At 43.5% G+C, this 24,621-nt stretch carries 26 protein-coding genes and 1 pseudogene; 3 read left to right on the top strand and 24 right to left on the bottom strand.

All coding sequences use genetic code 11. From position 1 onward, the window contains the following. Positions 1–275 precede the first annotated feature (275 nt). The 5 genes and pseudogenes from MKZ13_RS12175 to MKZ13_RS12155 form a co-directional block, all read right to left on the bottom strand. Positions 276–928, bottom strand: a pseudogene (locus tag MKZ13_RS12175) (HAD hydrolase-like protein). Between the two features lie 141 nt (positions 929–1,069). After that, complete coding sequence (locus tag MKZ13_RS12170) at positions 1,070–1,477, bottom strand: hypothetical protein (RefSeq protein ID WP_339184232.1); 408 nt, start codon at positions 1,475–1,477, stop codon at positions 1,070–1,072. Between the two features lie 167 nt (positions 1,478–1,644). Continuing rightward, positions 1,645–2,112, bottom strand: a complete 468-nt coding sequence (locus MKZ13_RS12165) for a hypothetical protein (RefSeq protein ID WP_339184229.1) — start codon at positions 2,110–2,112, stop codon at positions 1,645–1,647. A gap of 198 nt (positions 2,113–2,310) precedes the next feature. Next, positions 2,311–2,712 (bottom strand): hypothetical protein, encoded by a 402-nt coding sequence (locus MKZ13_RS12160; protein WP_339184227.1) that lies wholly within the window; start codon positions 2,710–2,712, stop codon positions 2,311–2,313. A gap of 214 nt (positions 2,713–2,926) precedes the next feature. Further along, positions 2,927–3,151, bottom strand: coding sequence for a helix-turn-helix transcriptional regulator (locus MKZ13_RS12155; RefSeq protein WP_339184225.1), 225 nt, complete (start codon positions 3,149–3,151; stop codon positions 2,927–2,929). Positions 3,152–3,304: 153 nt separating this feature from the next. On the opposite strand from MKZ13_RS12155, the gene MKZ13_RS12150 reads away from it, so the two are divergent. Continuing rightward, on the top strand, positions 3,305–3,592 hold the full coding sequence (locus MKZ13_RS12150; protein WP_220029950.1) for a hypothetical protein: 288 nt from the start codon (positions 3,305–3,307) through the stop codon (positions 3,590–3,592). Positions 3,593–3,766: 174 nt separating this feature from the next. Here the strand turns inward: MKZ13_RS12150 and MKZ13_RS12145 are convergent, their stop codons facing one another. The 9 genes from MKZ13_RS12145 to MKZ13_RS12105 all read right to left on the bottom strand — a co-directional run bounded on the left by MKZ13_RS12145 (position 3,767) and on the right by MKZ13_RS12105 (position 12,543). Then, entirely contained in the window at positions 3,767–5,155 is a 1,389-nt protein-coding gene (locus tag MKZ13_RS12145) for a hypothetical protein (RefSeq protein ID WP_339184220.1), read from the bottom strand. 71 nt (positions 5,156–5,226) lie between these two features. Next, the gene (locus tag MKZ13_RS12140; RefSeq protein WP_311278882.1) at positions 5,227–6,453 is read right to left on the bottom strand and encodes a Shedu immune nuclease family protein; all 1,227 of its coding nucleotides are present in this window, start codon (positions 6,451–6,453) and stop codon (positions 5,227–5,229) included. A 247-nt stretch (positions 6,454–6,700) separates the two neighbouring features. Further along, positions 6,701–7,276, bottom strand: a complete 576-nt coding sequence (locus MKZ13_RS12135; protein ID WP_339184216.1) for a DUF6037 family protein — start codon at positions 7,274–7,276, stop codon at positions 6,701–6,703. 290 nt (positions 7,277–7,566) lie between these two features. Further along, positions 7,567–8,664 (bottom strand): Gfo/Idh/MocA family oxidoreductase, encoded by a 1,098-nt coding sequence (locus MKZ13_RS12130; RefSeq protein ID WP_339184214.1) that lies wholly within the window; start codon positions 8,662–8,664, stop codon positions 7,567–7,569. Positions 8,665–8,725: 61 nt separating this feature from the next. Continuing rightward, complete coding sequence (locus MKZ13_RS12125) at positions 8,726–9,898, bottom strand: Gfo/Idh/MocA family oxidoreductase (protein WP_339184212.1); 1,173 nt, start codon at positions 9,896–9,898, stop codon at positions 8,726–8,728. After that, positions 9,895–10,809 (bottom strand): sugar phosphate isomerase/epimerase family protein, encoded by a 915-nt coding sequence (locus MKZ13_RS12120; RefSeq protein ID WP_237176423.1) that lies wholly within the window; start codon positions 10,807–10,809, stop codon positions 9,895–9,897. The genes MKZ13_RS12125 and MKZ13_RS12120 overlap by 4 nt, the downstream gene beginning before the upstream one ends. 347 nt (positions 10,810–11,156) lie before the next feature. After that, a complete protein-coding gene (locus MKZ13_RS12115) occupies positions 11,157–11,654 on the bottom strand; it encodes a metallophosphoesterase (protein ID WP_339184210.1) in 498 nt (165 codons plus the stop codon). Positions 11,655–11,688: 34 nt separating this feature from the next. Next, positions 11,689–12,123, bottom strand: coding sequence for an Rrf2 family transcriptional regulator (locus MKZ13_RS12110; RefSeq protein WP_339184208.1), 435 nt, complete (start codon positions 12,121–12,123; stop codon positions 11,689–11,691). Positions 12,124–12,165: 42 nt separating this feature from the next. Next, on the bottom strand, positions 12,166–12,543 hold the full coding sequence (locus MKZ13_RS12105; RefSeq protein WP_017689054.1) for a DivIVA domain-containing protein: 378 nt from the start codon (positions 12,541–12,543) through the stop codon (positions 12,166–12,168). A 199-nt stretch (positions 12,544–12,742) separates the two neighbouring features. Here MKZ13_RS12105 and MKZ13_RS12100 point away from each other — a divergent pair, with 199 nt between their 5' ends. Then, positions 12,743–13,309 (top strand): TraR/DksA C4-type zinc finger protein, encoded by a 567-nt coding sequence (locus tag MKZ13_RS12100; RefSeq protein ID WP_036609176.1) that lies wholly within the window; start codon positions 12,743–12,745, stop codon positions 13,307–13,309. A 188-nt stretch (positions 13,310–13,497) separates the two neighbouring features. Here the strand turns inward: MKZ13_RS12100 and MKZ13_RS12095 are convergent, their stop codons facing one another. From MKZ13_RS12095 to MKZ13_RS12065, 7 genes are all read right to left on the bottom strand, one after another. Continuing rightward, positions 13,498–14,190 (bottom strand): helix-turn-helix domain-containing protein, encoded by a 693-nt coding sequence (locus tag MKZ13_RS12095; protein ID WP_339184205.1) that lies wholly within the window; start codon positions 14,188–14,190, stop codon positions 13,498–13,500. 133 nt (positions 14,191–14,323) lie between these two features. Continuing rightward, a complete protein-coding gene (locus MKZ13_RS12090; RefSeq protein ID WP_339184203.1) occupies positions 14,324–15,613 on the bottom strand; it encodes an MFS transporter in 1,290 nt (429 codons plus the stop codon). A gap of 263 nt (positions 15,614–15,876) precedes the next feature. Next, positions 15,877–16,152 carry a barstar family protein gene (locus tag MKZ13_RS12085; protein ID WP_339184201.1) on the bottom strand — a complete coding sequence of 92 codons (276 nt, stop codon included), beginning with the start codon at positions 16,150–16,152 and terminating at the stop codon, positions 15,877–15,879. A 14-nt stretch (positions 16,153–16,166) separates the two neighbouring features. Beyond that, positions 16,167–16,607, bottom strand: a complete 441-nt coding sequence (locus MKZ13_RS12080; protein ID WP_036609184.1) for a ribonuclease — start codon at positions 16,605–16,607, stop codon at positions 16,167–16,169. Positions 16,608–16,875: 268 nt separating this feature from the next. Next, on the bottom strand, positions 16,876–17,883 hold the full coding sequence (locus MKZ13_RS12075) for a Gfo/Idh/MocA family oxidoreductase (RefSeq protein ID WP_339184198.1): 1,008 nt from the start codon (positions 17,881–17,883) through the stop codon (positions 16,876–16,878). 2 nt (positions 17,884–17,885) lie between these two features. After that, the gene (locus MKZ13_RS12070) at positions 17,886–18,260 is read right to left on the bottom strand and encodes a helix-turn-helix transcriptional regulator (RefSeq protein WP_105598241.1); all 375 of its coding nucleotides are present in this window, start codon (positions 18,258–18,260) and stop codon (positions 17,886–17,888) included. A 515-nt stretch (positions 18,261–18,775) separates the two neighbouring features. Continuing rightward, positions 18,776–19,924: an acyltransferase gene (locus MKZ13_RS12065; RefSeq protein WP_339184193.1), complete on the bottom strand. Its 1,149-nt coding sequence runs from the start codon at positions 19,922–19,924 to the stop codon at positions 18,776–18,778. Between the two features lie 72 nt (positions 19,925–19,996). Between MKZ13_RS12065 and MKZ13_RS12060 the strand changes: the two genes are divergently transcribed. Next, the gene (locus MKZ13_RS12060; RefSeq protein ID WP_017689063.1) at positions 19,997–20,389 is read left to right on the top strand and encodes a DUF202 domain-containing protein; all 393 of its coding nucleotides are present in this window, start codon (positions 19,997–19,999) and stop codon (positions 20,387–20,389) included. A gap of 177 nt (positions 20,390–20,566) precedes the next feature. Here the strand turns inward: MKZ13_RS12060 and MKZ13_RS12055 are convergent, their stop codons facing one another. The 3 genes from MKZ13_RS12055 to hrpB form a co-directional block, all read right to left on the bottom strand. Continuing rightward, complete coding sequence (locus tag MKZ13_RS12055) at positions 20,567–21,172, bottom strand: general stress protein (protein ID WP_339184190.1); 606 nt, start codon at positions 21,170–21,172, stop codon at positions 20,567–20,569. A gap of 420 nt (positions 21,173–21,592) precedes the next feature. Beyond that, positions 21,593–21,775, bottom strand: coding sequence for a hypothetical protein (locus tag MKZ13_RS12050; protein WP_339184188.1), 183 nt, complete (start codon positions 21,773–21,775; stop codon positions 21,593–21,595). Between the two features lie 270 nt (positions 21,776–22,045). Next, positions 22,046–24,565, bottom strand: a complete 2,520-nt coding sequence (gene hrpB, locus MKZ13_RS12045; RefSeq protein ID WP_339184187.1) for an ATP-dependent helicase HrpB — start codon at positions 24,563–24,565, stop codon at positions 22,046–22,048. Between the last annotated feature and the right edge of the window lie 56 nt (positions 24,566–24,621).

Here is a 24,621-nt window from a genome sequence, read left to right as displayed (position 1 = left end):
ATACTTATTATTGGCTATTAATTGGTTGAATGGTTTAACATTCTTAAGGGATTGCGTATAACGTTCCTGTATTCATGACATCGAGAGGCTTAAGGCAGCGAAGCTGCCGGGTCCGACGGACTTAGCCTCGCAGGTGTGTTCGCTTGATTACGCTTCTCTGCCGTTCTCTTCTGGCGAACCAAGGAGCTGTCAGGCTACGATGCGTGAATATGATGTTATAGGATGTCAGCGTCTTCTTCGAAAATACTTACACAAAAGTTCCACTTCCCATGATGTTAAATATATTTTTTCAATTCAAGTAAATCATCAATAATGTAATCCGCTTGTTTAAGCTCCCATTCTTGGGCAAAGTCAAATCGACAACCAAAAGCCTTCAATCCATTGTTTTTTGCTGCATTGATATCAGAGATCCTGTCGCCAACTACAGCAGCGTTGTTGCGTTGTTGATGTGATATTTCATAAGGATATATCTAACTAAGTCATCCTTATTCTGAGTCTCTATTTGCTGGATGCTAAAGGTTTCTGTCACCCAATTATTTAACTTGTAACAGTTAACGATAGCATTGAGGTATTCGATTAGTCCATTACTTGCAATAAAAATTAAGCAGCCTTCCTGTTTTAAAAAATCAAAAACTTCTTTGACATGCGGATAAAGCGCACCTTTGCCATAATTAATATTTGCAATTAACTTCTCCAAGAAGATTTCGTCTACAATTCGTCTGATTTCGTTTGAATGGTTCGGTAGTAACGTTTCCCAAACTACTGGTAGAGGAACTCCCATTATTTCACGATATTTTTGGGTTGGAGCTTCACTCGACCATTCATTTAGAGACCTTAAGATAGTAAATGTTTCTTCTAACGATAATTCTAAAATTTTGTTTGTTTGAAATAGTGTTCCATCCATATCGAAAATGACTGCCTCCAGCATGGTTTCTCTCCTATTCAAAAATAAAATAATGAATTGTTATACTGTTTTTACGCTGATTTCAATAAACGTTCTGTATTCACGACGCCCCACTGAATTAAGGCTCCAATCTACATTCTCATTTCATTGCACTCTACAAAACTGTTATTTTTCTTTATAGTCATTTGCTGCCTCTTTGATTCCTTCATTTTTAGAATTAATCCCCAATTCAATTCCCCAATCTAGTAATTTTGGAATTGCCTCTGAAAATAGCTCTAACAATCTACGATACTCCCATTCATCGTCAAGACAAATTGCTGTTTTAGCTACATTAGGAAGATGTTCTATTAGCCAATCAGAAGGAATTGTTTTAATCTTTTTCCTCGCTATTTCAATTGGGTGGGTATTTTGTGGCTGGCAAGCCCATTCAATAAGAATAGTGAGTATTTTGATTCCAAGCCCCGTAGGGATACGTTCAATATCTTCTAGTCTAGTTGATATATTGGGAGATATTTGATTAATTTCATAATCTATTTTCAGTTCTTGCCATGATGCCATACCATTATTCATCATCCTTCCCTCCTAATACATTCATCCTCAATTGGAACTTAGATCTCCGGGATTGCATATAACGTTACTATATCCACGACCCGACGCATGTCGGGTGTCCGGCGAATGCCGGGGCAAGGACGAATGTCCGCAACGTGAATCACTTATCCTCTTGTACCATTCCCTTCATGTCAACTATATTTTTCTTTTAATATTTCTATATATTTGAGTGGGATTTCTGTGATTTTCAAGATGTCTGATACTTCAAATCCCAGTTTTAAAGCGCTTCTTGCAGTCTTCAAATTATGCTTTACTTTAATCATCCGATCTTTAAGTAATACGTCTCCAAAATCCAGGTAATCATCAGCGATCTCACCGTTCAAAAAGAACTCTATATCATAAGTTCCTATTTGCTCTTCTATGTAAAAGATATTAATCGAGCAAAATACCACTGCTTCTGTTGTATTAAAACTATATTTTAGGTATATAGCACGCTCTTCAAGACTTATAAATTCATCATATAATTTTCCCATAAAAGTATCATGATAATCGCTTTTGTTCTCGTCACGCCACTTCCTATAGGTTTTCCAGTAGTTTTCTTTCGTGCATTTCATCGCACTATGCTTATTGTCCCATTCAAGTAGAATGTCTTTATTCACTCAATCACTTCTCCTCAAAAAATATGTTAAATAAAACAAGTTCTCTTTGTGTGTTTGCTGATTTCCTATAACATTCCTGTATTCACGACCCGACGCATGTCGTGTGTCCGGCGTATGCCGGACCAAGGAACAATGTCCGCAGCGTGAATATTATGTTATACGCTGTCCCATACTTCTTCGAGTCCGCTTTCTTCCGTCTTATTTATCTATGATTGTAAATACGATTTCTTTAGGTGGGTTTCGATCTTGCTTCGTATTTATCTGTCCCTTCTTCCCTATAAAATCAATTCTAAAAGTCTGTTCTTGATTTGCAGCTAATTCTAAAATTTCTTGTTTACGATTCCCTATATATCCATTCAGTTTTTCTGTTGTCAGTAAGCCATTATTAAAATCGTCTGAATAGACCCCAATCACTTTAAAGCTTTGTGAGTCATTACTAAGATTTTGAATATGAATTTCCTCGGTTATAATCACTTCATTTTTTTGGGTGATCTTGAATTCAGTATGGTAACTATCTGTTTTTATATATCGTAATGGTGACTGATTTTCGTCACCTCTTACGAACCCAATGATCGCCACTGTTATTATTGCGACTGTCAATCCTACAAGAATCTTTATTGTCCTTCTCATTTTTTAGTCCTTTATATTTGTGTCTTGGGATTGCGTATAACGTTCCTGTATTCAAGACGTCCGACGAAGTCGGATGTGTCTGCTGAAACGCTTCCAAAAATTCATCCAGCAGACCAAGGCTCCAAAGGAGCCGCAGCTTGAATATTATGTTATACGACGGAATCACTTCTTGAATATACCTTCACTATTTTTCTTCTTCAGGTACATATTCAATTAAATCCGATAATTTGCAGTTAAATGTATCGCATAGTTTAAATAAGGTTTCTAGCTTTGTTGTTTCTATTTTCGTCTCCCGATATAACTTGTTGATTGAGTTACGACTTAAGCCTGATCTCACCATCAATTCTGTTATATCATCTATTCGATGTTCTGCCATGAGTTCTCGAATATTACACTTGATTACGTTCATCTTTTCCCCTCCATATTTCTATCTTATCTTCCACATTAGTAATCATCAATTAAAAGCGAAGTTTTAACTCTACAAAGTCAAATATTCACCTTGTAATTAACTTTATGAGGTTATATAATAACTCTATAGAGTTAATCAAAGGAGGAACAGGATATGGTTAATACATTAGAATCGCTAACAGAACCACTGATAAGAATACGTCTAGAATTACTCTATACTGAGCTTTTAGATTGTCATGCAGAATACACTCGGCTTTCTTCTGAGACAGATCAATACTTTAAAACACTTCGTGATGCTTTGCCCGATCAACTTCAACATACGGTTTTTCTTTACGAAGACGCTCAAATTTCTCTTCAATCCATCTTAGAAAGAAGTATCTACATACAAGGTTTCAAAGACGCTCTACAACTCTTTAGCGAATTGCAAAACTCTAGCATTTAGAGGATCAGATGATCCTCTTTTCTATTGTATTTTATTCTGTCGTAAAACGTTTCTGTATTCGTGAACCTCGAAGGAGCTTTCTACTGAAATCTCTCTCCGAAATTCACTCAGAAGACCAAGGCTCTGTCAGGAGACGCCACTTAAATATTATGTTAAATAACGTAATAATGATCTTTACTGCTTTAAATAACTCAGATACCAGATAGGTGGAACATTCATTTTTTCTAAATAACTATAAATATCTCTTTTATTAGACCAAAGATACCACCTATTCTGAATTATCAAATCTATATTCTTTATAGCTGTATTTTGAATTTCCTCATCCTTTGAGTCACTTAAGATCACAGATATGTTAAATAAATCACCGGCGCTGGACTCGTTGACTGTACAATCCATAAAGAAGCTTTTTAAAACAATTTCAATTTTTTCTATTTTGAATTTTTTAGGATTACTTACATAGTGTTTGAAAATTGACCTCCATGTAATATGATACTGATTTGGTTCATTAATACTTACACAATTCAACTCGGGAAATTCCGAAACATTTGTCAAAAATTTTTCTAGCAATTTATCAGGAGGCATTAAATCTTTATCTACTTCTTCCCATTCCTTTTTCCAACATTCAATCCCTAAATAACAGCTAATCAATCTAGCTGTAAGAAAGTTTAAGGAGTCTAATATTTCAAACGATTCATTAGACATGAAAAAAAACGGTGGTAAAGGCCAAGATAATTTTTCTTGGTATGTAAATCTCCCATGAGCAATAGCATTTCTTGTTTTTATTACAGAGTCTATAAAATATTCAACAAAAGGATTCAACATATTGAATTTAGTTAGAACAAATTTAATTTTATGTGACAATGCTAAGTCCCTACCAATCAAAACTTCAGTAAAGACTTTTTTTACTGAATTGACTTGTGACTCAAGTTGATTTTCATTGAAAAAGAAATGTTTTTTATAAAATTCTTCAACATACCCTTTTATATTTTCTTCCAAATCTATTCGTAAATCTTTTGAGTAGATTTCACAAATTAGTTCTATAATATGAAAATAATTAAGAATAGCTTCATCATGGTAGAGATTTGCATCAACGCTTTCATTTACTAAGTAGTTTGCTTTTCTCCAACGGTCTAATAAAGATACTACAACCTCTTCATCGGATTCTAACTTCTCCAACACAGATTTTAATCGTTCCGTATAATCTTCATTTTCAATAGTTAATTTTAAAGGTTCCTCATTAATTAAATTATTCGGTATTATTGTATCTTCTCCTTTTATTTTATGATAAACCGTTAATGGGATTCCCACGAAAAAAGAAACAATTCCAAGTACTGTAAGTATGCTTGCTCTATTGTATCTGTTACTTTCATTTATTCCTTCGTGCATTTCAATACTGGTAATGCAATTCAATTGGAACTCCCTTGCTTGAGAAGCTCCATTATCTGTATAAACGCTTGTAAGATTATCAGTACTAAAAAAAGTCATATTTTTATATTTGAAGAAGATCTCTATATTTGTAAATTCATAAGCATATGTAATCTGACTGAAAACTATTTTTTCCATCTGTATTCTCCTTTATTTCATCTAACGTCTTTATTAACCGACTCAGCATGCGCTGAGTCGTTAATATTATGTTATACGTCGGAATCACTTCTTGAATGGGTTTTCGGCAATTGACTTTGAAATTTTCCAATGATTCTTTCTAATCTTCTAATAAGATCATCATATGTAACAATGTCCATCACATTTTTATACTTTCGTTTAATAACTTCTAAATCTCGAAGTTGTTCAATCCCAAGATCTTCTTCTCTTCCAAGAATTAATATAGCATTAGGATTTGTTATGTTAATCTTGAAACCATCCGGAAGCAAATCCTTATATTTATCTGTTAGCTTCAATTCACCTTGTCTACCCGACTTGTTTAAATGAAACAGATACTTTTCTACTTGCATGATAGTACCCGAGAGTTCTCTAACAGGGACATAATTGTCTCTATATGTTCTTGTCGAAATTAAAGCATTAGAATTAGGTTTTTTTATTTCAACCACATCAACATTTCCATTTGAGTCAACTAGCATATAATCTAATCTTCTTTCTTTCGAATCGTAATCGTCGTAGACGATTACTTCTTTGAATACTGTGATATATTTAGGATAAATCAATATTAAAACATCAATAATTTCGTTTTGCCAGTCTGATTCAGAATAGCCTTTTTCATTTTTCAGCATATCTTTAAGACGATTCAGCACTATCTGATACTTCATTATTTCATATTCAGCAAATGAAGCACTTAAGCTAGACCTAGCACTATTAGCAACTGACTTTTTAGACATGTAGGAATTATAGTCCGATACAAAATCTCGTTTCATATCTACATATTCCTTTAATATATGGCTAATCCTTGCATTCGAATATTTCCGTAGTTCAGTAGATTTGGGGAATATCTCTAATATTTTCTTGAATTCTTCTATAGGTAAATCCGACTCTTTTGGTCCAATTGACAAATCCCCTTCTATCACATCAAAAACCCTTTTGAAAATAGATATATTGTTCCATGTCTTAAATATATTTAGTTGGAATTTTATACTTTTATGGATCAATAACTCCTTCTCTATCCCAATTGCAGTTTTCTTGACTCTAAAATAGTCGCCTTCTAACTTTGCAAAAGAAAATTGTGCCTCTTCTATTATAGTAAATTCTTCTGAACCGATCTCCTTATATAAATCATTCTTTTCGAAGTAAAAGGTTTTATGTATAGCTATCTCCTTGTTATCTTCAAATTTCTTCGCTATCCAATATACCCCATCCCTTGGTGTGTATCGAATTATAATTTCATCCTCGATTTCTTCGAATCTAATCATAAAATCTCCTTAATAAACATTTTTTACCTTAAGATAAAATTAGTTCTCTATATTTAGCGCATAGTTTATATTTAATGGATTGTTAAACACGATTACATCTGTGTGTTATATATCTGCTATTTAGATTCTGTCGTATAACGTTCCTGTATTCACGACTCGACGTATGTCGAGTGTCCGACGTATGCCGGACCCAGGGCGTATGCCCGCAGCGTGAATATATTGTTAGGCGAGGTTCAAACGTTTCTAATTAATTAGGAAGATTAAATTTTAGAGCTAAGTGTTCTTTATCAGTCCATTTGCTACTAATATTCTTTTTCTTACATCTTTCATAAGCGACCTCTCCTAAAAGAAGCTTAGTTTTATGCAAATTCTCAGGACTTACATTCTCATTTGTCTTGTTATTATCCTTCCAGCCGAAAAAATATATCTTTTGGTTCTCTTCAACATTTCTGCGGAATGCAGCAACTTCTTGTGGCTCAGGTAGATAACTTAAAATAACTTTTTGAGGGATCTTTTTATTAAATTCTTCAAAGAAGTACTTAGGCTTAAATGGATTATTTGGATCGTAACTAAGATTTAAGATTTTCATTAATTCTTGATATGTATCTTCATCAAAAATTGGGTTTACTTCAAATCCCGCTTTAACCTGCACTTCAAAATAAAAGTTCTCCACTTTAACTCCAAACATTAGTATAAAAGGATTTTCATCTATAAAAAAGAACACATCAAAAGCTACTCCGTGAAAGCTAAACTGGATCTTATATCTTTCAATCTTTTTAGCTTTCATATCTTTATAAAGGGCTTTTAATCCTTCAAGTTTCATTTGAATTTCTCCTTAGTTTGAATTTCGCCTAACATCATATATACGAACTTCGTAAATACCTCTCTTTTTAATGAATATCCGAACTACATATAATATAACCCATATTAATCCATCTGCGAAGTCACGAAGATACTTAAAAAAGCAGCCCCAGTGCAAACTGCTCCATTCGTTAGAAAAGACTAACCTATTGGAGGCAGTTTAACATTTGGGCTGCTCTTTCTTCACTCAACAATACAAGAATTACGGATAATCTTTAGTAATCAACTTTTGCTCACCTTCACCTAAAACATTTACTTCGCTCCGCTACTCCACACCACGCGCTCGCTCATGGCTTTGTGCTGTGCAATCAGACAGAGTTCTGCCGCTTTGAATGCATGTTCTTGTGTCATGGCTGTCTCGGTCCGATCCAGACAATCGCGAATCAGCTGACCGAAGAACGGATAACCGACCTTGCCCTTCACGCTGTAGCGAAACTCGCCTTCATGGTTTACCAGATAGACCTGATCCCCCTGAGGTTCCCTTGCGATGTCGATATACTTCCGCAGCTCGATATAACCGTCCGTTCCCAGAATAACTGTACGCCCATCGCCCCATGTGCCCAGACCATCCGGTGTGAACCAGTCCACTCGGAAGTAACCGGACGCTCCGTTGTCCCCGATCAGAGAAGCTTCGCCGAAGTCTTCCAGTTCCGGGAACTGTGGGTGATTGAAGTTATGCACACGACTGAACCCTACCTCAGCGTCCGTACATGATGCAAACGTCAGGAATTGTTCGATCTGGTGACTCCCGATATCACAGAGAATACCGCCATACTGCTCATGCTTGAAGAACCAGTCGGGTCTTCCTCCAGCATTCAGGCGATGCGGGCCTGTACCCATAACTTGCACTACTTTGCCGATTGCCCCTTGTTCAATGAGCTGCCCCGCATAGATCGCACTTTCTACATGCAGTCGTTCACTGTAATACACCATGTACTTCTTGCCCGTTCGCTTCACTTCTTCTCGTGCAAGCTTTAATTGCTCCAGCGTGGTAAACGGGGCTTTGTCTGTAAAATAATCCTTGCCTGCGGCCAGAACTCTCATACCAAGCGGCGCACGATCTGAAGGGATCGCTGCACTTGCCACCAGCAACACCTCATCATCGGCGAGCACTTCGGCTTCCGATTCAGCGACTTGAGCCTGTGGGAACTGCTTCCGAAATGCCTCTACCTTCGCCGGGTCCGGATCATATACCCACTTGAGAGTAGCTCCAGCCTCCAACAATCCCCCAACCATGCCGTAGATGTGCCCATGATCCAGCGCAACAGCAGCAATGGTGAACTCACCCGGACCACATACGACCTCTTTGGTAACACTTTTTGGTGCATAAAACATCCCGTCTTTAGCCATGTCATCCCATCCTTATTATAAAATGTTGATTACAATGAACTCGTTTTATATAAAATCGTCTTCATTTAAACGTCTGACTCAAATCAGCAGGTTGACTGCCACTGAATGCCTTGTCTTTCTTCGTCGTTGATCCAGCAATGCGTTCCTGCAGATGCTCGTAGAACAGATTCTCGTCGATCGGCAGATCCACCCAGTTATCCGTCCAGGTGGACAGCAACATAGCGTTCGATAACGTCAATCCGTGTATACCATCCTCACCGGGAGCAATAAGTGTTGCACCTGTTCGAATCGCATCAACCCAATTACGAATCAGACCCGGGTGCCCCGTTTCCACACCCGTAATCGGGATTTCACATTTCCAGCATTCTGGCTGTCCAAAACCTCCGGTAAACCGCTGATTGAATTCAGGCTCAGATTCCCGAAGTCGCCAGAACGTAAGTTTTCCATCTTCGATCACGATTTTACCTCGGTCTCCGTTGACCTCAAATCGGTTCGTACCCGGTGCTTCGCCAGTAGTCGTTACAAAGACACCTGTTGCTCCATTTTCATACTCCACATAAGCTGTTACATCATCTTCCACTTCAATATTCCGATACTTGCCAAACGAACAGAAAGCACGCATTCGTACCGGCATCATGCCGATGGTCCACTGCCACAGATCCAGTTGATGCGGGTCCTGGTTAATCAGTACACCGCCCCCTTCACCTGCCCATGTTGCCCGCCAGCCGCCGGAATCATAGTAACTTTGGGATCGATACCAGTTCGTAATAATCCAGTTGGTACGCCGTACTTCACCCAGTTCGCCCGAAGCAATCAAGTCTCTCAGCTTAATGTAGAATGGATTGGTCCGCTGGTTGTACATCATGGAAAAGACTTTGCCACTGGCTGCGGCCGCTTCATTCATCTTGCGTACCTGTTTCGTATATACACCGGCCGGCTTCTCGATCATGACATGCAAGCCATGCTGGAAAGCCTGAATGGCCTGTTCCGGATGATCATAATGCGGCGTTGCAATAATGACTGCATCAATCGTACCCGAAGCCATCATCTGCTCTGCATCCTGCCAATAGGTGACCGTTGCCGGAAGGTGACTGGATACCCAGCTCTCCATCTCTCTTCTTACATCACATACGGCGACCAGCTCTGCACCGGGTACTTCTCCAGCCACCAACGTTTTGGCATGTGCTGCTCCCATGTTTCCTATACCAATCACCGCTACTCGTACGATACTCATGACTGCTCCTCCTCGTCCACACGACGCTCAATTTCGGCGAAAACGTCTGCAAAATGCTGTAACATTGCCTTGGATTTCAAGGCGCCACTAAAGTCCTCTATTCCGTAATATCCGTCATACCCGACGGCACGAAGATCCCGCACCATCTGTACCCAATCGACCATGCCTTCAGTCAGCGGCGTCCATTGACATTTCCAGGCTGTATTCAGAGCCACTCCGCTGCTCTTCTCAGTCACATTAGCCTTTTGCGAATCTTTCCCTTCTGCTTCAAACCACCCGGCATTTTTTACATGTACATGAGCCAGATAAGGGCCCAGCAACTCAAGTCCCATTCGATGATTCTCATATCCTTCATGTACCATATTGCCTGGATCGTACAATACACCCACATGCTGCGGGTCGAGTGATTGCACAAGCCGATAGGCCAGCGATGCCGTCGGTGCTATCGTCTGGTGATGCGTCTCTACAATCGCCTTGATGTTGTACTGTTTGGCCAAATCCTGTACTTCACTCAGGTAATCAACGGCTTTACGATACAACTCAGGATAACGGGTCTTGCGATCATATCCAGGAACACCCACACGCATCATTGAAGCACCTAACCCAGCCGCAGCCTGAAACGCCTGTTCGGTGGCAGAAAGATCTCCACAGTTCAGATAAGGTACAAGTGCGATGGATTTTCTACCTTGCCCTAACGCTGCTTCACGAAAAACAGGAACCTGTTCTTCCCAGCGGCTCGGATCTAAGGAGCATCGATTATTTCTCCAGTAAGAAGGCTCTTCAGACACAGCATCTTCAGGAATTCCACGGAATCTCCACTCAATTCCATCAATCCCCGCTGCTGCCGCAGCCGATGCCAATTCTTCTGCATTCAGATCAGGGGTAGCCACCGTGAATACAGACAGTTTCATCATGATCCATCTCCTTATGTAAACGTATTCATTTTATGTCGTAAAGGCATTGTATCACTCCACTGAACGTCACCATAGGGGAAAACGCCAACAGATGAATGACAGATAACGAACAGAGCACATTCCCCATTCAGAGATAACTTCCAAGAGAATGATGTAATCAAAAATCAAAAAAGACATCCTTGGAACAGATTTGAATTCTGCTCAAAGATGCCTTGTACAATAATCATATATATAAGATGAAATTTAAGGAAAAGGTTCCCTATCAGTTATCAAGTCGCCACTTCAGTAGCTGGTTCTGGTTCTGGCTCTTGTACTCGTCCAACTTGCAACCAGCGCTTATCTCTCTAATCCCGATCAAAGAACACATGTTCAGCCTGTATTTTCCCCTGATCTATTGTCATGATGCCAAATGAGTATTGCTTCTGAAAACGCCGATCCGTAGGCGACCCCGGATTAAATACCAGCGTGTCGTCTACGGTATGCATCACCGGGATATGTGAGTGTCCGTAGATCACAGCATCCACATGCTGGCCTGCAAAGGTATGAATTGCATTCTGCTCCGTACCCTTTGATCCCAGATGCCCGTGCACAAGCCCCAGACGAAGTCCCTCCACTTCAACAATACGGGAATATCCCAGTTTTTCAGCGATTTCGGACGGGTCGGTATTACCAGCTACCCCTTCAACTGGTGCATACTCACTAAGCAATGGGTATACGCTCCAATCCGACCAGTCACCGGCATGAAGAATGAGATCTGCACTCGGCAATACATCCAGGAGCCTAGTCGGTAACTTCCGTGATTTACGTGAACAATGCGTGTCAGAGATGACTACAATTTTCATATAACAACCCACCTTTCCTTCGTCTTGTTGCAATCTATTCTATCTGTGATGGAACAGCTTGCATCTGAGTACAGGAACGTTCCATATCTTCGAGTGTAATGGATGCAAAGAACTGCTCCACCTTCGCCTCGGCAACCTGATACAGATTGGTCAGCAAGCTGTCTATATGCAAGCCCACTTCACAATCCGGGTTACAATTGCCGTGAATCGGGAACAATGGACCTTCGTCCTTGGCAGCCTGATAGATCATGGCTAATGTGATTTCACTTGATGGCTTCGCTAAGTAAAAGCCTCTTGTTCCAGGAGAGGAGTTCACCAATCCTGCCTTTTTCAGCCCGCCCAGAATACGTCTGACGACGACAGGGTTGGTATTCACGCTACCTGCAATATGTGCAGACGTGATTCGTTCAGGCGCGCTGAGTGACAATAACAACAAACAATGCACACTGACCGAAAAATGAGTACTCATGATTAACCACCTTTATTTAATATAATCCAGGACATGCTGCCGTTATTCAGAGAACAGATCCTTTTCGGGACGTGCTCTGATCTTGAGCTGTCGCACACTGTATTCCAGTTGTTTTACAATATCATCCAGTTGTTTGCGATCAATCTTGGTTGGATCTTCCACCGGTTTCGCGGACGACTTGAGATCGCGGATCGTTAACTGCTGTTCTTGCCATTTGTCCATCAGATCTGCAATATTGGCATAGAAACGTTCGTAATCTTTGATGACCAGGTCAAGATAAGCATCTACCTCATCCGGATCATAACCACGAAGTTTATAATTAAATTGTTTTTCATGAATCGATAACGCATCTAGCTGCACACCCAATTGTTTGAACAATTGTCTTTGTTTATCCAATCTTCGTTTCATATGTTCATCCATATTGACAACCTCCATTATAAGCCAAGCCGTAGTTCTATTTCCTGGGAAGAACACACGGCAATTTCTCTCTCTATTTTTTATAACACATAATCCGTCAGATATAAAACGATACAGCCCTATTCCTCACGAAAATGATTGCTTTTCTTCCAATTCGGGTAAAGACACACTACACCCCACAACGGGAAAGGAGCATGTCCTTATGAGTACATTAACTAAAGATCAACATCAAATACTGAAAAACGCCCTTTTGGAGCAACGTGAAAACTTGCAGCGTCATTTTGAATCCAGCATGGAAGACGGTGCTCCAGTCGAGTCGCTGAAAGATTCAACCGGTGAGCTGTCCTCCTATGATAATCATCCGGCAGATGCCGGTACGGAAACATTTGAACGCAGCCGTGATCTGGCGATCGACGATACATTAACAGACGAATTCAATCAAGTAAACGACGCATTGGAACGTATGGAGCAAGGTACATATGGAACATGTGTAACGTGCGGCGAAGATATTCCCTTCGAACGACTTGAGGCTATCCCCTATACCGCTTACTGTATTGACGACACGCCTAATCGGGAGATCAGCAACGATCGGCCTGTTGAAGAAGAAGTAATGACCATGCCTCCAAGTGGTGCTGGAGAAGGAAGACAGCAGCGAGCGGGCAAGTTCGACAACGCAGATGCCTGGGAAGCAGTTGAAGAATATGGCACATCCAACTCCCCCGCAACCGCAGCCAAACGTGATGTGAAGGGCTACGATGAGAACATGTAACTTCGTTATGAACTGAAACGGTAGGCATCAAAATTGATTGATTCCATAGGCTGCTCCACCATTAGCCTTCCTTATCACGCATTAAAAAGCCGCCATTGGGCGGCTTTTTCTAGTTTTCTCCAAAGCAGTCTCTCACGTTGCCGTTACTTGCTTCCAGCGATAAGGCTGAACCCAAATATTCCATCCGTTTATTCTTCCGACTCACTACCAGATGATGCAGATTCCTGCCGCTTAGACACAGATCGAGACGTTTTCGGAGTTGCTTTACCCTTATCAGACATAGCTTTCTTTTTCTCTTTTGCATTTGTCTTAGAAGCAGGTATTTTCACTATAGGTTTAGAGAGAGCAGAGAATAACTGAAAGACCTCATGTTCCCCTTGCTGATTCTCTTTTGTAGTATAGGGTTCACAGAGTTTTATGATGTTTTTATACAACTGCTCTACTTCTTCACGGGTTGCATACAGTGTGATGTCCGAGAGAAACATCCGATCTTCGTTTTCCGCCTGATGCATGAATCGCTGACGACTCTGTTCGAACATCTCATTTAATAATTTGAGCGTCTCGGACCGAAACACCTGTTTCAATGGAGAGTTTTCCTTATCTTCATCTTCGTGACGGAGATGGATCTCTCCGGTGAATGGTTCATAATATTTTGCGATAATCCCATTAATCTCACGCGTGGAAACGATGGTCAGCAGACCAATTTTCTCCAACTTTTTCACATGATAGTGAACTTTGGCTGGCACCTCACCCATCTGGTCGGCGATCTCTTTAACAGTGGATGGTCTGCCCTGCTTGTTAAACATATTCATAATCTGTATCCGATACGGATCGGAGTAGATTTTAATTTCTTCAATTGTTGAAAGAACCTTGTGCGCCATCCCTGTATCCTCATTTCCGGGGTACCTGTTGTCCATCGATATCTCTATTATAACGTTGCGTCAGGACTTCGGTCAAAACGAACCGGAAATGACTTGATACAGAAAATCGGCTTATGATCACTTCTGAATATCTTCACAGAGCACTTCGAAAACTTTTGCTAAATAACAACATACCTGCTGACATGGCAAGCATAATACCAAAGACAATAAACAGAACAGGCATGGTCATCCAATCTGCAAGTGCTCCCGAAACCAGACTTCCAAGTGGTGCGACACTCAAGACAAGCATACTTTGAAGGGCGTACACTCTGCCTAGCATCTCCGAAGGGGTAACTTCCATAAGATAGGTGGCCAGCGGTGTTGTAGCCAGCGGAATCCCCATACCCATCAGTAGACAAAAGGCCGCTGCAACCGGCAGTTGGAAGGAAGTCATATAAGCGGGTAGTGCCGTCATCGCATAACTGAGACCCAACATGACAATACCGCTAATGACCAGCACACTTTTACGATAATTCGCTCCCCTTTGTGTCAACCATACGCCACTGAGCAACATACCTCCCACCATCAGCCCACTGAGCAGACTTAATCCCCCAGCGCCAGCATGCAGTGTTTCAATGACATAGGGTGTACGAAGAACATTAAACGGCATCAGGCAGAAATTAACGAAGGCAAACAGGATGGAGACAATTAACAATAAGGCATGTTTACGGAGAAAATGAAAAGCTTCCGCCATTTCGGAGAATATACTACTTTTGTCGGATGGAAGAGAATTCATTTCAATTGATGTTTTATCTTCATTGTTAGCAGATGTTAAGACTTCAGGGTAGCCTACTCGGCTCATAATCAAAGCACTTAGCGCAAACAACCCCGCATCAATCAGGATCGTCCAGGCAATGCCTATTGTAGCAATAAGGGCACCAGCCACTGCAAGTCCTGCGAGTTCGGCCACTCTGGTTGCGGAAGAGGACATCGCATTACCCGAAAGCAGCATCGATTGGGGAAGCAATCGGGGGACACTGGACACTTCCGCAGGACTAGTGAAGCATTCCAGCAAAGAATTCAGAATTGTAATAACAAACAGATGCCAGACTTCAAGTTGGCCCAATCCAAACAGCAGAGCTGTAATCCCCACCAACAACCCGCGACCGGTATTCGTAATCACAATCACTTTTTTGGGAGACATGCGATCAACCAAAGCCCCGGCGAACAGACCCAGAAGGATATTGGGCAAAAAATTCACCGCCAGCAACGTACCCATCAGCACTTTTGAACCGGTTAGAATGTACACCATCCAACTGTAGGCAATCGAGTCAATCGAATCACCAAATCTGGATACAACTTTACTAAGCATAAATTGCATGTACGGTCTGATTCGTATTAACTCACCCATACCTTGCTTGCCAACTGCTGTGTTATCGCTCATCCCTTTTCACTCCTCAACGTTAAAATATTTTTCATGTTAATTTTATTTTAACGTAAGTTATGCAGAAATCAATACCTCCGTGAAAATAATTTTAACGATAAGTAAGTAAAGTAAAAAAATTCGCTCTGCTTTTAGAAGATTCGTAATCAACACAAAGACTTTTTTAACAACCTTTTTGGACAACCTCCTATAACACAAAAAAACAGACCACATGTGGTCTGCTCGGCTTGACGGATTATATTTGAACTGCCTTCATTTGCTGCCTACTTCTCAAGACGCAATTGAAATCCAGCCTGTTCAGCCTGTACCTCCAACATCAAATCACGAACCCGGCCTGCTTCATTCCCTAGTCGTTCTTCGCTGATTTGGTAGTTGATCCATTTTAGCTCTAGTGGAAGTTCAATCGTACCCGTCAGACAATCCCACAGAGCGTCGAGATTACCGCCATAAAAATCCGGCAGTTTCAGCTTGTCCTTTAATTGTTGATGAAGTTCAGCGCTACTAGCAAAGTCTTCTCCATCCAGAATCACGGTATTCATGGCTGCTCCTTCCTCTATTTCAAACGTGTAAATGATGCATAGTGATCTGTCGTTTTGTAGATGAGCCCATCATTGGAGTACACAATCCGATCCGAATTACGGAAGCCGGAAGTATAGTTAATATCCGCTTCGCGCCATGTACGTCCGCTGGCCGAAGGCAGCAGCCCCTCCCGGTTGCCAAATGTGTCCCCACCGATGCTTTTCCCAGGAGCAACTACAGCCAAGTTTCCTTTGGACGCTACCCAGCCGAGTCCTGTTGCCTGTGATTTGGTAATAAAGTTACATGGCAACGTTCCGTTTGCACTCAAATAGTTTGCTACACCCGTAAACGTATTGATGATGGTACATGTTGCAGCAGATGCCTTCTGCTGTGCGACTGGAGTGAACTGTGAACCTGTAAGGAAAACAAACGTTAACAACAATGCCAGTAATGCGGTGGATATCAACTTTTTCATCAATCCGGCCTCCCGATCCCTCAAAGTAGATGAACGTTGTCACGATATGCGTTCTGCAAGCTGTAACGGTCTAGTTGTATGTTCTGCTAGATTATAGTAAACAAGTCATCTCATGACTATTTATATCACATCATTTTGGTAGAAAGATCAAATGAAGAGGTTTAAATTGTAAAATATTATAATTGTAACATTTTAAGACAGAAAAAAGACTCTCATCCCTGAAGATGGAGTCTACTTTTCTAGTATGTTTAAACTGACCTGACCTAAACTAATCGATCAGTTGCACCCGTTGACGAGTTCGAGCCGATTCCAGGCATGCATCAATAACGCGCATGTTTTGAATGGTATTTTCCGGACTGAAAGGTAAGGCTTCTCCTTCAAGCACAGCCGTTGCAAATGTCTCCACCTGAAGCACATAGGAATTCGACACCGATACACGTTCCTCCCGGCTGACCGAATCGGTATGCACAATAATCTGAGGTGGGATATCACTGTTCTCCCAGCCAAATACTTTTGGCAGTTCAATCCGCCCTTCCGTCCCGAGAATCTCCATCTCCGCTCGTCCTGAAGCCCACATGCCACAGTCAAAAGTTAAAGCTACCGAATTCGGAAATTCTACCAGTCCCGACGCCATCATATCCACGCCATCATGCTCGTCCGAGAATAGAGCGTGAACTGTCACCGCTTCCGGTTCCTGTCCCAGATACATCCGGGCCGCCGAGATCGGATACACGCCAAGATCGAATAATGATCCACCGCCCATCTCTCTTTTGAACCTTACATTTTCCTTGTCATCAGCGGTATTACAGGTAAAGTTACCATGGATGGCTCTGACGATACCTATTTCTCCACTAGCTATAATCTCTTGCACACGTCTGTGCTTGGGATGATATCGATACATAATCGCTTCTGCAAAAAGAACACCATGTTGATGACATGCCTCAATCATTTCTGCCGATTCATCTGCATTCAAGGCAGCTGGTTTCTCACATAACACGTGCTTGCCAGCCTGTGCAGCTTTAATGGTCCATTCTTTGTGCATATGGTTAGGCAAAGGAATATAGACGGCTTCAATGTCCGGATCAGCGATGAGCTCTTCATAACTGCCATAGGATCTGGCAATGCCGAGTTCTTCGGCAAGGGTTTCCGCTTTTTCCTTGCTGCGGCTGGCAATTGCCAAGACTTCACCACGTTCGGACTGCTGGATTGCTGGAATGACTGCATTTTTGGCAATGGTTGACGTACCGAGTACACCCCACTGTAACTGTTTATCCATGCTTATCTTCCTTTCGTACCGTAATTGTCCTCATCTGCCTTGTGTAACATGCCGAGACAACGATCCAGATCCGTTTTGACCTGTTTTTTGTATAACTCAGCTTTTTCCGCACCATCATCCGTAAAATGATATAAAACGATTTCCTGAAAATCGACCTTTGGATCATTGCCTTTAAGTTTCTTTGTCCGATAAAAAACACCTTGCTGTACCAATTCATGCAGTGCCCGATATACCTCGCTCTGGGGTGGTACATAACCGTAGTCTTTGAATTCCTGCTTCATCGCCTCCAGCATCTCGTAACCATACCCCCTGTGCTGTTCAACCATCGTAATCAGATACAGCTTGATAAATGCCCGCTGTGCAATCATAAAAGCCACGTTCATTCCCCTCCTGTCAGAACCTATATATCTAGTATTATAAAACTTATGTTCGTGTTCTGCCATCTTTCTCCGCTTTGCCTCCCTTTTATCTATCTTCAAGGAGGGCGAGCAAGAAATCGTGTGAATATGGGATAGCCTGGGGGAAGCACGGAAAAAGGTTTTCTGTTGTGAATTTTTCAGGTAATGAAATTTTAATTTTTATTCAAAAGAATCAATTTCATAATACCTTTAGCTGCTTCAATCAAGGCTGGATATCGATCGAAACGGTTCAATTTGTCTATATTCAGTTACAGAAATCCATTTTTAGTGAGTTATGAAATTGATTCAACAGTTGTTTATTTCAGGGCTCAGGGTGTCGTGAGATCGAATTTTAATGACAAGAAAGTCTGTGCAAAAGCTGTAAAAGCTGTAATACCTGTGCTCCTGTATCTTGTGTTCATATACTCTCGTACTCCCGTACACTTCTATGCGGCTGTGGTGATCTATTATGAATTTTTCATATGTTGATGTTTTCATTTATTGTGGACAGATTTCGGTACGGCTCCCACAATCCATTTGCCCCAGCTTACACGCGAGATAAGCCATGTCACTACACAGGATAATGTAAGAGCCAACAACCAGGTGATGATCATTCGGACGACAGGGTTCCAACCCATAGCAACGTAAAACAACTCATCCGGAATGTAGCTATACCGCAGCATCAACATATGCATCAGATAACCGCCATACGATACACCACCAATCCATCCCAGCAATCGTGTAGCCCTGAGGTTATGCAGTTTTCCGGCCAACTGGTACATGACCATAATGGAAGCGATCAGAAAGAGTGCCATATCAGGGCGGATCAAGCTGACCGTGTAGAACGTAATTTTGATTCCTTCCGGCTTCTGAAACTCCAGCATTAATAAATAAGTAAACCGCAGACCCAGAACAATAAACACTGTCCAGTATATCCAGCGCAATCGATGAATCCATTCATTCCAGTGCTGGACGGATAACCCCGCGGCTGCACCTAGCACAAAATAAATAAAAAAATAGAGGAAATTGCGGTCTGCATACGTTGTAAAAGCATCTGTCAGCACCGGTATATTCAGCCGTTCCATGAATTTGGCAATGTTTCTTAATTGATCCGCAAGTACAAGATACACCACACCAGAAATCAATAATGCGATCAAGCGTCCCTTGGCCTCATATCGGTTATATACATAACGAATGGCTCGCAAGAAGAGCGGAAATAACAGATAAAACTGGATCAGCATAATGATGTACCAAAAGTGTGAAGTCGTTTTGCCCGTAAGCAACTTCAGACCTAGGTCTGGGATGTCATTCCATCCAAATCCGGTCCAGCCTCGCGGTGCAAGTGTAAAATAAATGAGTGACCAGATTAGATAAGGCACGATGACGTCGTTTACTCTTTTTCTCATGAACTGGCCATAATGCAGCTTGTCTCCCGTATTATAAAACAGCACCATCCCTGTTATGAATATGAATAAAGGAACTGCAAATTTGGAGAGCATCAGCAGTATGGCCAGTAACACACCATCCTCCAGTCTCGTCTCCGGGACTAATGAGTAATGTGCGATGGAATGCTGAAGAACCACCGCTCCAAAGGCAATTCCCCTTAAGCTCTCTATTTCTGTAATTCGTTCTTTGCGAGGCATACATTCAGCCATCCTTTCTTGGTTTTGCGATAAAAACAAAGTACAATGAAGCCGTATATTTATTGAACGGAGTTGATTCACATTTCTTTAACAGACAAAGACGTAACCACTACCGATTCCAAGTATGTCCAGCAACATCTGGCTAACGAGCGAACTTTTCTGGCCTGGGTACGCACCGGTATTGCCATGGCGGGCATCGGATTTCTTGCTGCCGGATTTGGTTTCAACTCGTCGGCGTATGATCGGCTTGCACATATTGCGGCGATTATTACCGGTATCACTTCTCTGATTGGCGGCATATCCATCATTGTGTATTCGGCAGCAGCCTATCATCGGAAGCGTACACAAATCAATGAACAGACGTTTCAGGCATCGACCGGATTAATCCGGTTTCTTACCATGATGCTACTGGTGATTGGACTCGCTTTGGCTGTACTGTTATATGTATTGTTATTCCCTGCTTGACTGGGTAAAAACACCATCCGACATTATTGACACCCGCCCATATGCAACACAGGGACAAAAGCCGGCTTCCCTTAAGGAAACCGGCTAATGACCATCTGGTGGATCATATATGTCATTCCATTTTGCAGATAATAAGTCATTGGGTTTTATTTTATATCGATTATATTCGCGGCAAGATTACAGGAATGTATTGTTACCGAATCGCGCTGCCTTGTTTTGGGCTTCCAATCTGCGTTCTTCCATATCCAGATCCGGACGTTCGGCTGGCACATCTCCGCGATGAGCTGCTTCGGCTCTGTCCCGGTTAAGCTGGCTGTTGCCACTGAACACATCGTACACATCGGAGTCCCGATCCGTAGAATCTACGAGCAGCAGGATTTTACCATTCTGTACATACTCCTCATACTGTTTAGCGTCCTCTTCCGGAATACCAAGTCCCACAAGTCCACCCACAAGTCCGCCAGCTCCCGCACCTACAGCTGCACCGGTAAATGTTGCTGCAATAGGGCCTGCGGCCAGAATCGGTCCTATGCCGGGTATGGCTAGTGCACCGATACCTGCGAGCAGACCGGCTACGCCACCAAGGACACCACCTGTTGCTGCACCCGCAGCTACACCTTCAGGGGCTTTGGTACCTGTCTCTTCCCGAATAGCCTTCAGTTCATCCCGATCCTGTGTAACAACGGAGATTTCGTCTGAAGTGAATCCTTGTGCTTTCAGACCCTCGATAGCCTGCGATGCTTCACGTTCTGTATTAAACACACCTACGATTTTCTTCTGCATAGTGAATTCCTCCTCATATTATTGAGTGGTTCGCTATGTTATTACCCGCCTAAGTTTCTTTTAAACGCTCGCAAGTCAATATACTATGTGTTGATAGCAAATAATTGCTGAGGTTCATTCCTTTTATTCCTCATCATGGTGTGCCTTCAAACTCAGGCATATGATACGTTGTCAGGCATGCTCTACGTTGAAGGACGTGGGCGTCCAAATCATCTTGAAGTCCAGACTGGCTGATCCTGGTGAATTGTCCAGACGATATTCTAAGGAACCGAGGACGTCTTATTTATCCTTCGGGCCCTCCTTATATTTTGTAAGGAACATGAGACACGTTATTTACCAAAATCACCTGACAAACCCGTTGTAAATGGATGGTTATTCAAATATAGCGTGTTTCAGATTCCTTAGATTATTACGGGCGCTTCAAATCGCCGAATAAGACGTCACAGGTTCGTTAGCGCTCTGCTCTATGTTCTGCTCCATGTTCAGCCCCATTTTCTGCTCCAGGCACGTTCCAGTTACGCTTTGGCTTCGGCAGGTTGAAGATACGCTCTGGGGTGTGCCTTCAACCTCTAAAGAAGCAGATTTGCCGAATTCTCCTTCCATGCAGGAAGTTTTTAGCAGACGTGCCGGGGCACGTCAAGGGAAAGTGACGCAGCATGGGACGAAAAGGCAAAGTGACGTAACATGGAGCGAAAAGATAGTAGAAGTGCACGTTAGCGAGTTTGGAGACACGTCCTGGTTAAAGGGTGATTCTTTAAGACAGAGAATGATTCGATCAGCTACAAAACTGACTGTTGTTCAGCAAAGTCTAACCCTGATAACGCGCCCTTTGGGAACCAAATCGTTGATGTCTTTAAAAATGAAATAATTATTCTATTTCCCCCGTGGTTTAGCCCGATTTGTGGCGACCGCTTCAAGTGGATTATCCGGCCAGTAATGCTTCGGATAACGACCTTTCAGATCTTTTTTGACGTCAAAGTACGTCTCTCGCCAGAAATTCGCCAAGTCTCGTGTGACCTGTACAGGTCGCTGAGCCGGTGATAATAGGTGGATGGTCAACGGGACTCGCCCACCCGCTATACGCGGTGTCTCCTGTTGTCCAAACATCTCCTGTAATCTTACTGCCAGCGCCGGGTCCTCTGGACGACTGTAGTCCACAGGAATACGTGAGCCACTGGGCACCTGTATATGCGTCGGCGCTTCATCGTCCAGTTGTTGTCGTTGCGTCCAGCTCAGGCCACCAAGTAATACATCTTGCATCGACAATCTCTTGAGGTCGGCTGCCGATCGCATGCCTGTCAGATAAGGGGTAAGATGTTCTGCCAACTCTTCGGTCAGATCATCTTCGATCAGGTCAGGCCACTCAGGTAGATGGAGATGCAGGAACCGTAGCCTGTCCGCAAGTTGTTTGGACGTTTTTGTCCAGGGTAGACAATCCAGCCCTTCCATCCGTATCCCGTTTAACAGTGCTTCCAGCACCTGATCTTCAGGTGGCTGTGCAATACTGCTCTCTTTAATCACAAGGGCTCCAATACGAAGTCTCTTATGTGCGCGCACGCTGCGGGTATTGGAATCCCAGGCGACTTGCACTTCATCGTGCAGCAAGTGCTGACCTGCCTGCACCAATGTCTGCTCCTGCAACGGCGCAGCCAGCAGGATGCGCGCATCTGCGCCCTGGTCGTCTGCCTCGGCTGCGACCAGATACGCTGCACGGCTCAGCGATTCTGTCGCTGCGAGCCGTACGCCGCGGCCGCTGCTCAGCAGATAGCGGCCGTCCTCCCGGCGTTGCCCGATCCGGTCCGGATAGGCGAAGGACAGCAGCAATCCGCAGCTGTCCTCATCCGGCCGCACCGGATCGGCCGCCGGGCCGAGCGCCGAGCGTAGCTGGCGGCTCTCCTGGAGCATGCGCCGCACGGCCGCGCCGTCTGCGACAGCCGCTGCCGCTTGCGGCATGCCGCTGCTGTCAGCGGTCAGCAGCGCTTCTACGCGCGGGCGGAGGTCCGTGCCCGCGCCTGCACTGCCACTGCTGCGAAGGCCGGCAGGCTCCTGCAACAGTGCCGCCAGCATGCTGGAGTAGCTGGCCAGCCCAAGCTCCGCTGCGCGGAGCAGCATGCTGGCCAGTCGCGGATGCACGCCAAGCGTGTTCATCCGCCGCCCGAAGGGCGTGATGCGGCCTGCGTCGTCCAGGCCGCCCAGCTGGCGCAGCAGCGCCTGTGCCTGGCCGTAGGCGGCGTCAGGCGGGGTGTCCAGCCATTGCAGCTCTGCTGGGGACTGGACACCCCAGACGGCAAGCTCCAGCGCCAGCGGCGCAAGATCCGCGGAGGTGATCTCCGGGCGAGCTGCCTCAGGCAGTCCCCCATGAACCTCTTCGCTCCATAGCCGGTAACACACCCCCGGGGCAATTCGCCCTGCACGACCCTGCCGTTGATCGGCTGACGCCTTGGACACCGGCAGAGTGACAAGCCGACTCATTCCCGTGCGCGGCGAAAATGCCGATGCACGACTCAGCCCTGCATCCACCACAATCTTAACTCCAGCGAGTGTGAGACTGGATTCCGCAATGGAAGTGGACAGCACAACTTTGCGCGACCCCTCAGCCGCCGGCCGTATGGCCTCATCCTGTTGTTCCATCGGCATACTGCCATACAGGGAATGAACTTTCACGTGCGCAGGAAGAGAACCGTTTAATAACTCTCGCTCTGTACGGTGTATCTCTCTTGCGCCAGGAAGGAAAACAAGCACGTCTCCCTCCTGTTCAGCTAATGCCCTGGTCACCGTCTGAGCCGTGAATTGTTCCAACTGCATAGCTGCCGGTCTCGGTACATATCGAGTTTCCACCGGAAACGTGCGTCCGGGACAGTGAATTGATCTTGTACCTTCGCCAAGCAATGCACAGACGGGAACAGGATCAAGGGTAGCCGACATGACCAGCAATTTCAGATCTGGACGTAACATCGCTCGGGATTCCAATGCCAGCGCCAAGCCCAAATCCCCATGTAAGTGACGCTCATGGAATTCATCAAATATAATCATTGCCGTGTCCTCAAGACCCTGATCCTGCTGCAACATCCGGGTCAATACCCCTTCCGTCACAACTTCAATGCGTGTCGCCTGACTCACCCGGGTATCCATGCGTACACGATATCCTACAGTCTGACCCGCCTTTTCCCCTAGCGTAGCCGCCAGTCTCGATGCAGCCGAACGCGCAGCCAGCCTTCGAGGTTCCAGCATTATGATTTTCCGTCCCGCAACCCACGGCTCCTCCAGCAAAGCCAGCGGTACAACCGTCGTTTTTCCCGCTCCTGGCTCTGCAATTAACACACCTGTATCTTGATCCCGAAATAACTGTCTTAACTCAGGAATAATCTCTTGTATCGGTAACTCTATATGCATATAATCGCTCCTAATGAATGTACCCTACTGCTCTTCAGTATCTCTATTCGAATGTT

It is taken from the genome of Paenibacillus sp. FSL R5-0701 (assembly GCF_037973995.1).
In the GTDB taxonomy this organism is placed as follows: Bacteria; Bacillota; Bacilli; order Paenibacillales; family Paenibacillaceae; genus Paenibacillus.
The sequence above is the reverse complement of the archived record's forward strand: the minus strand, read 5'-3'. Positions and strand labels throughout refer to the sequence as shown.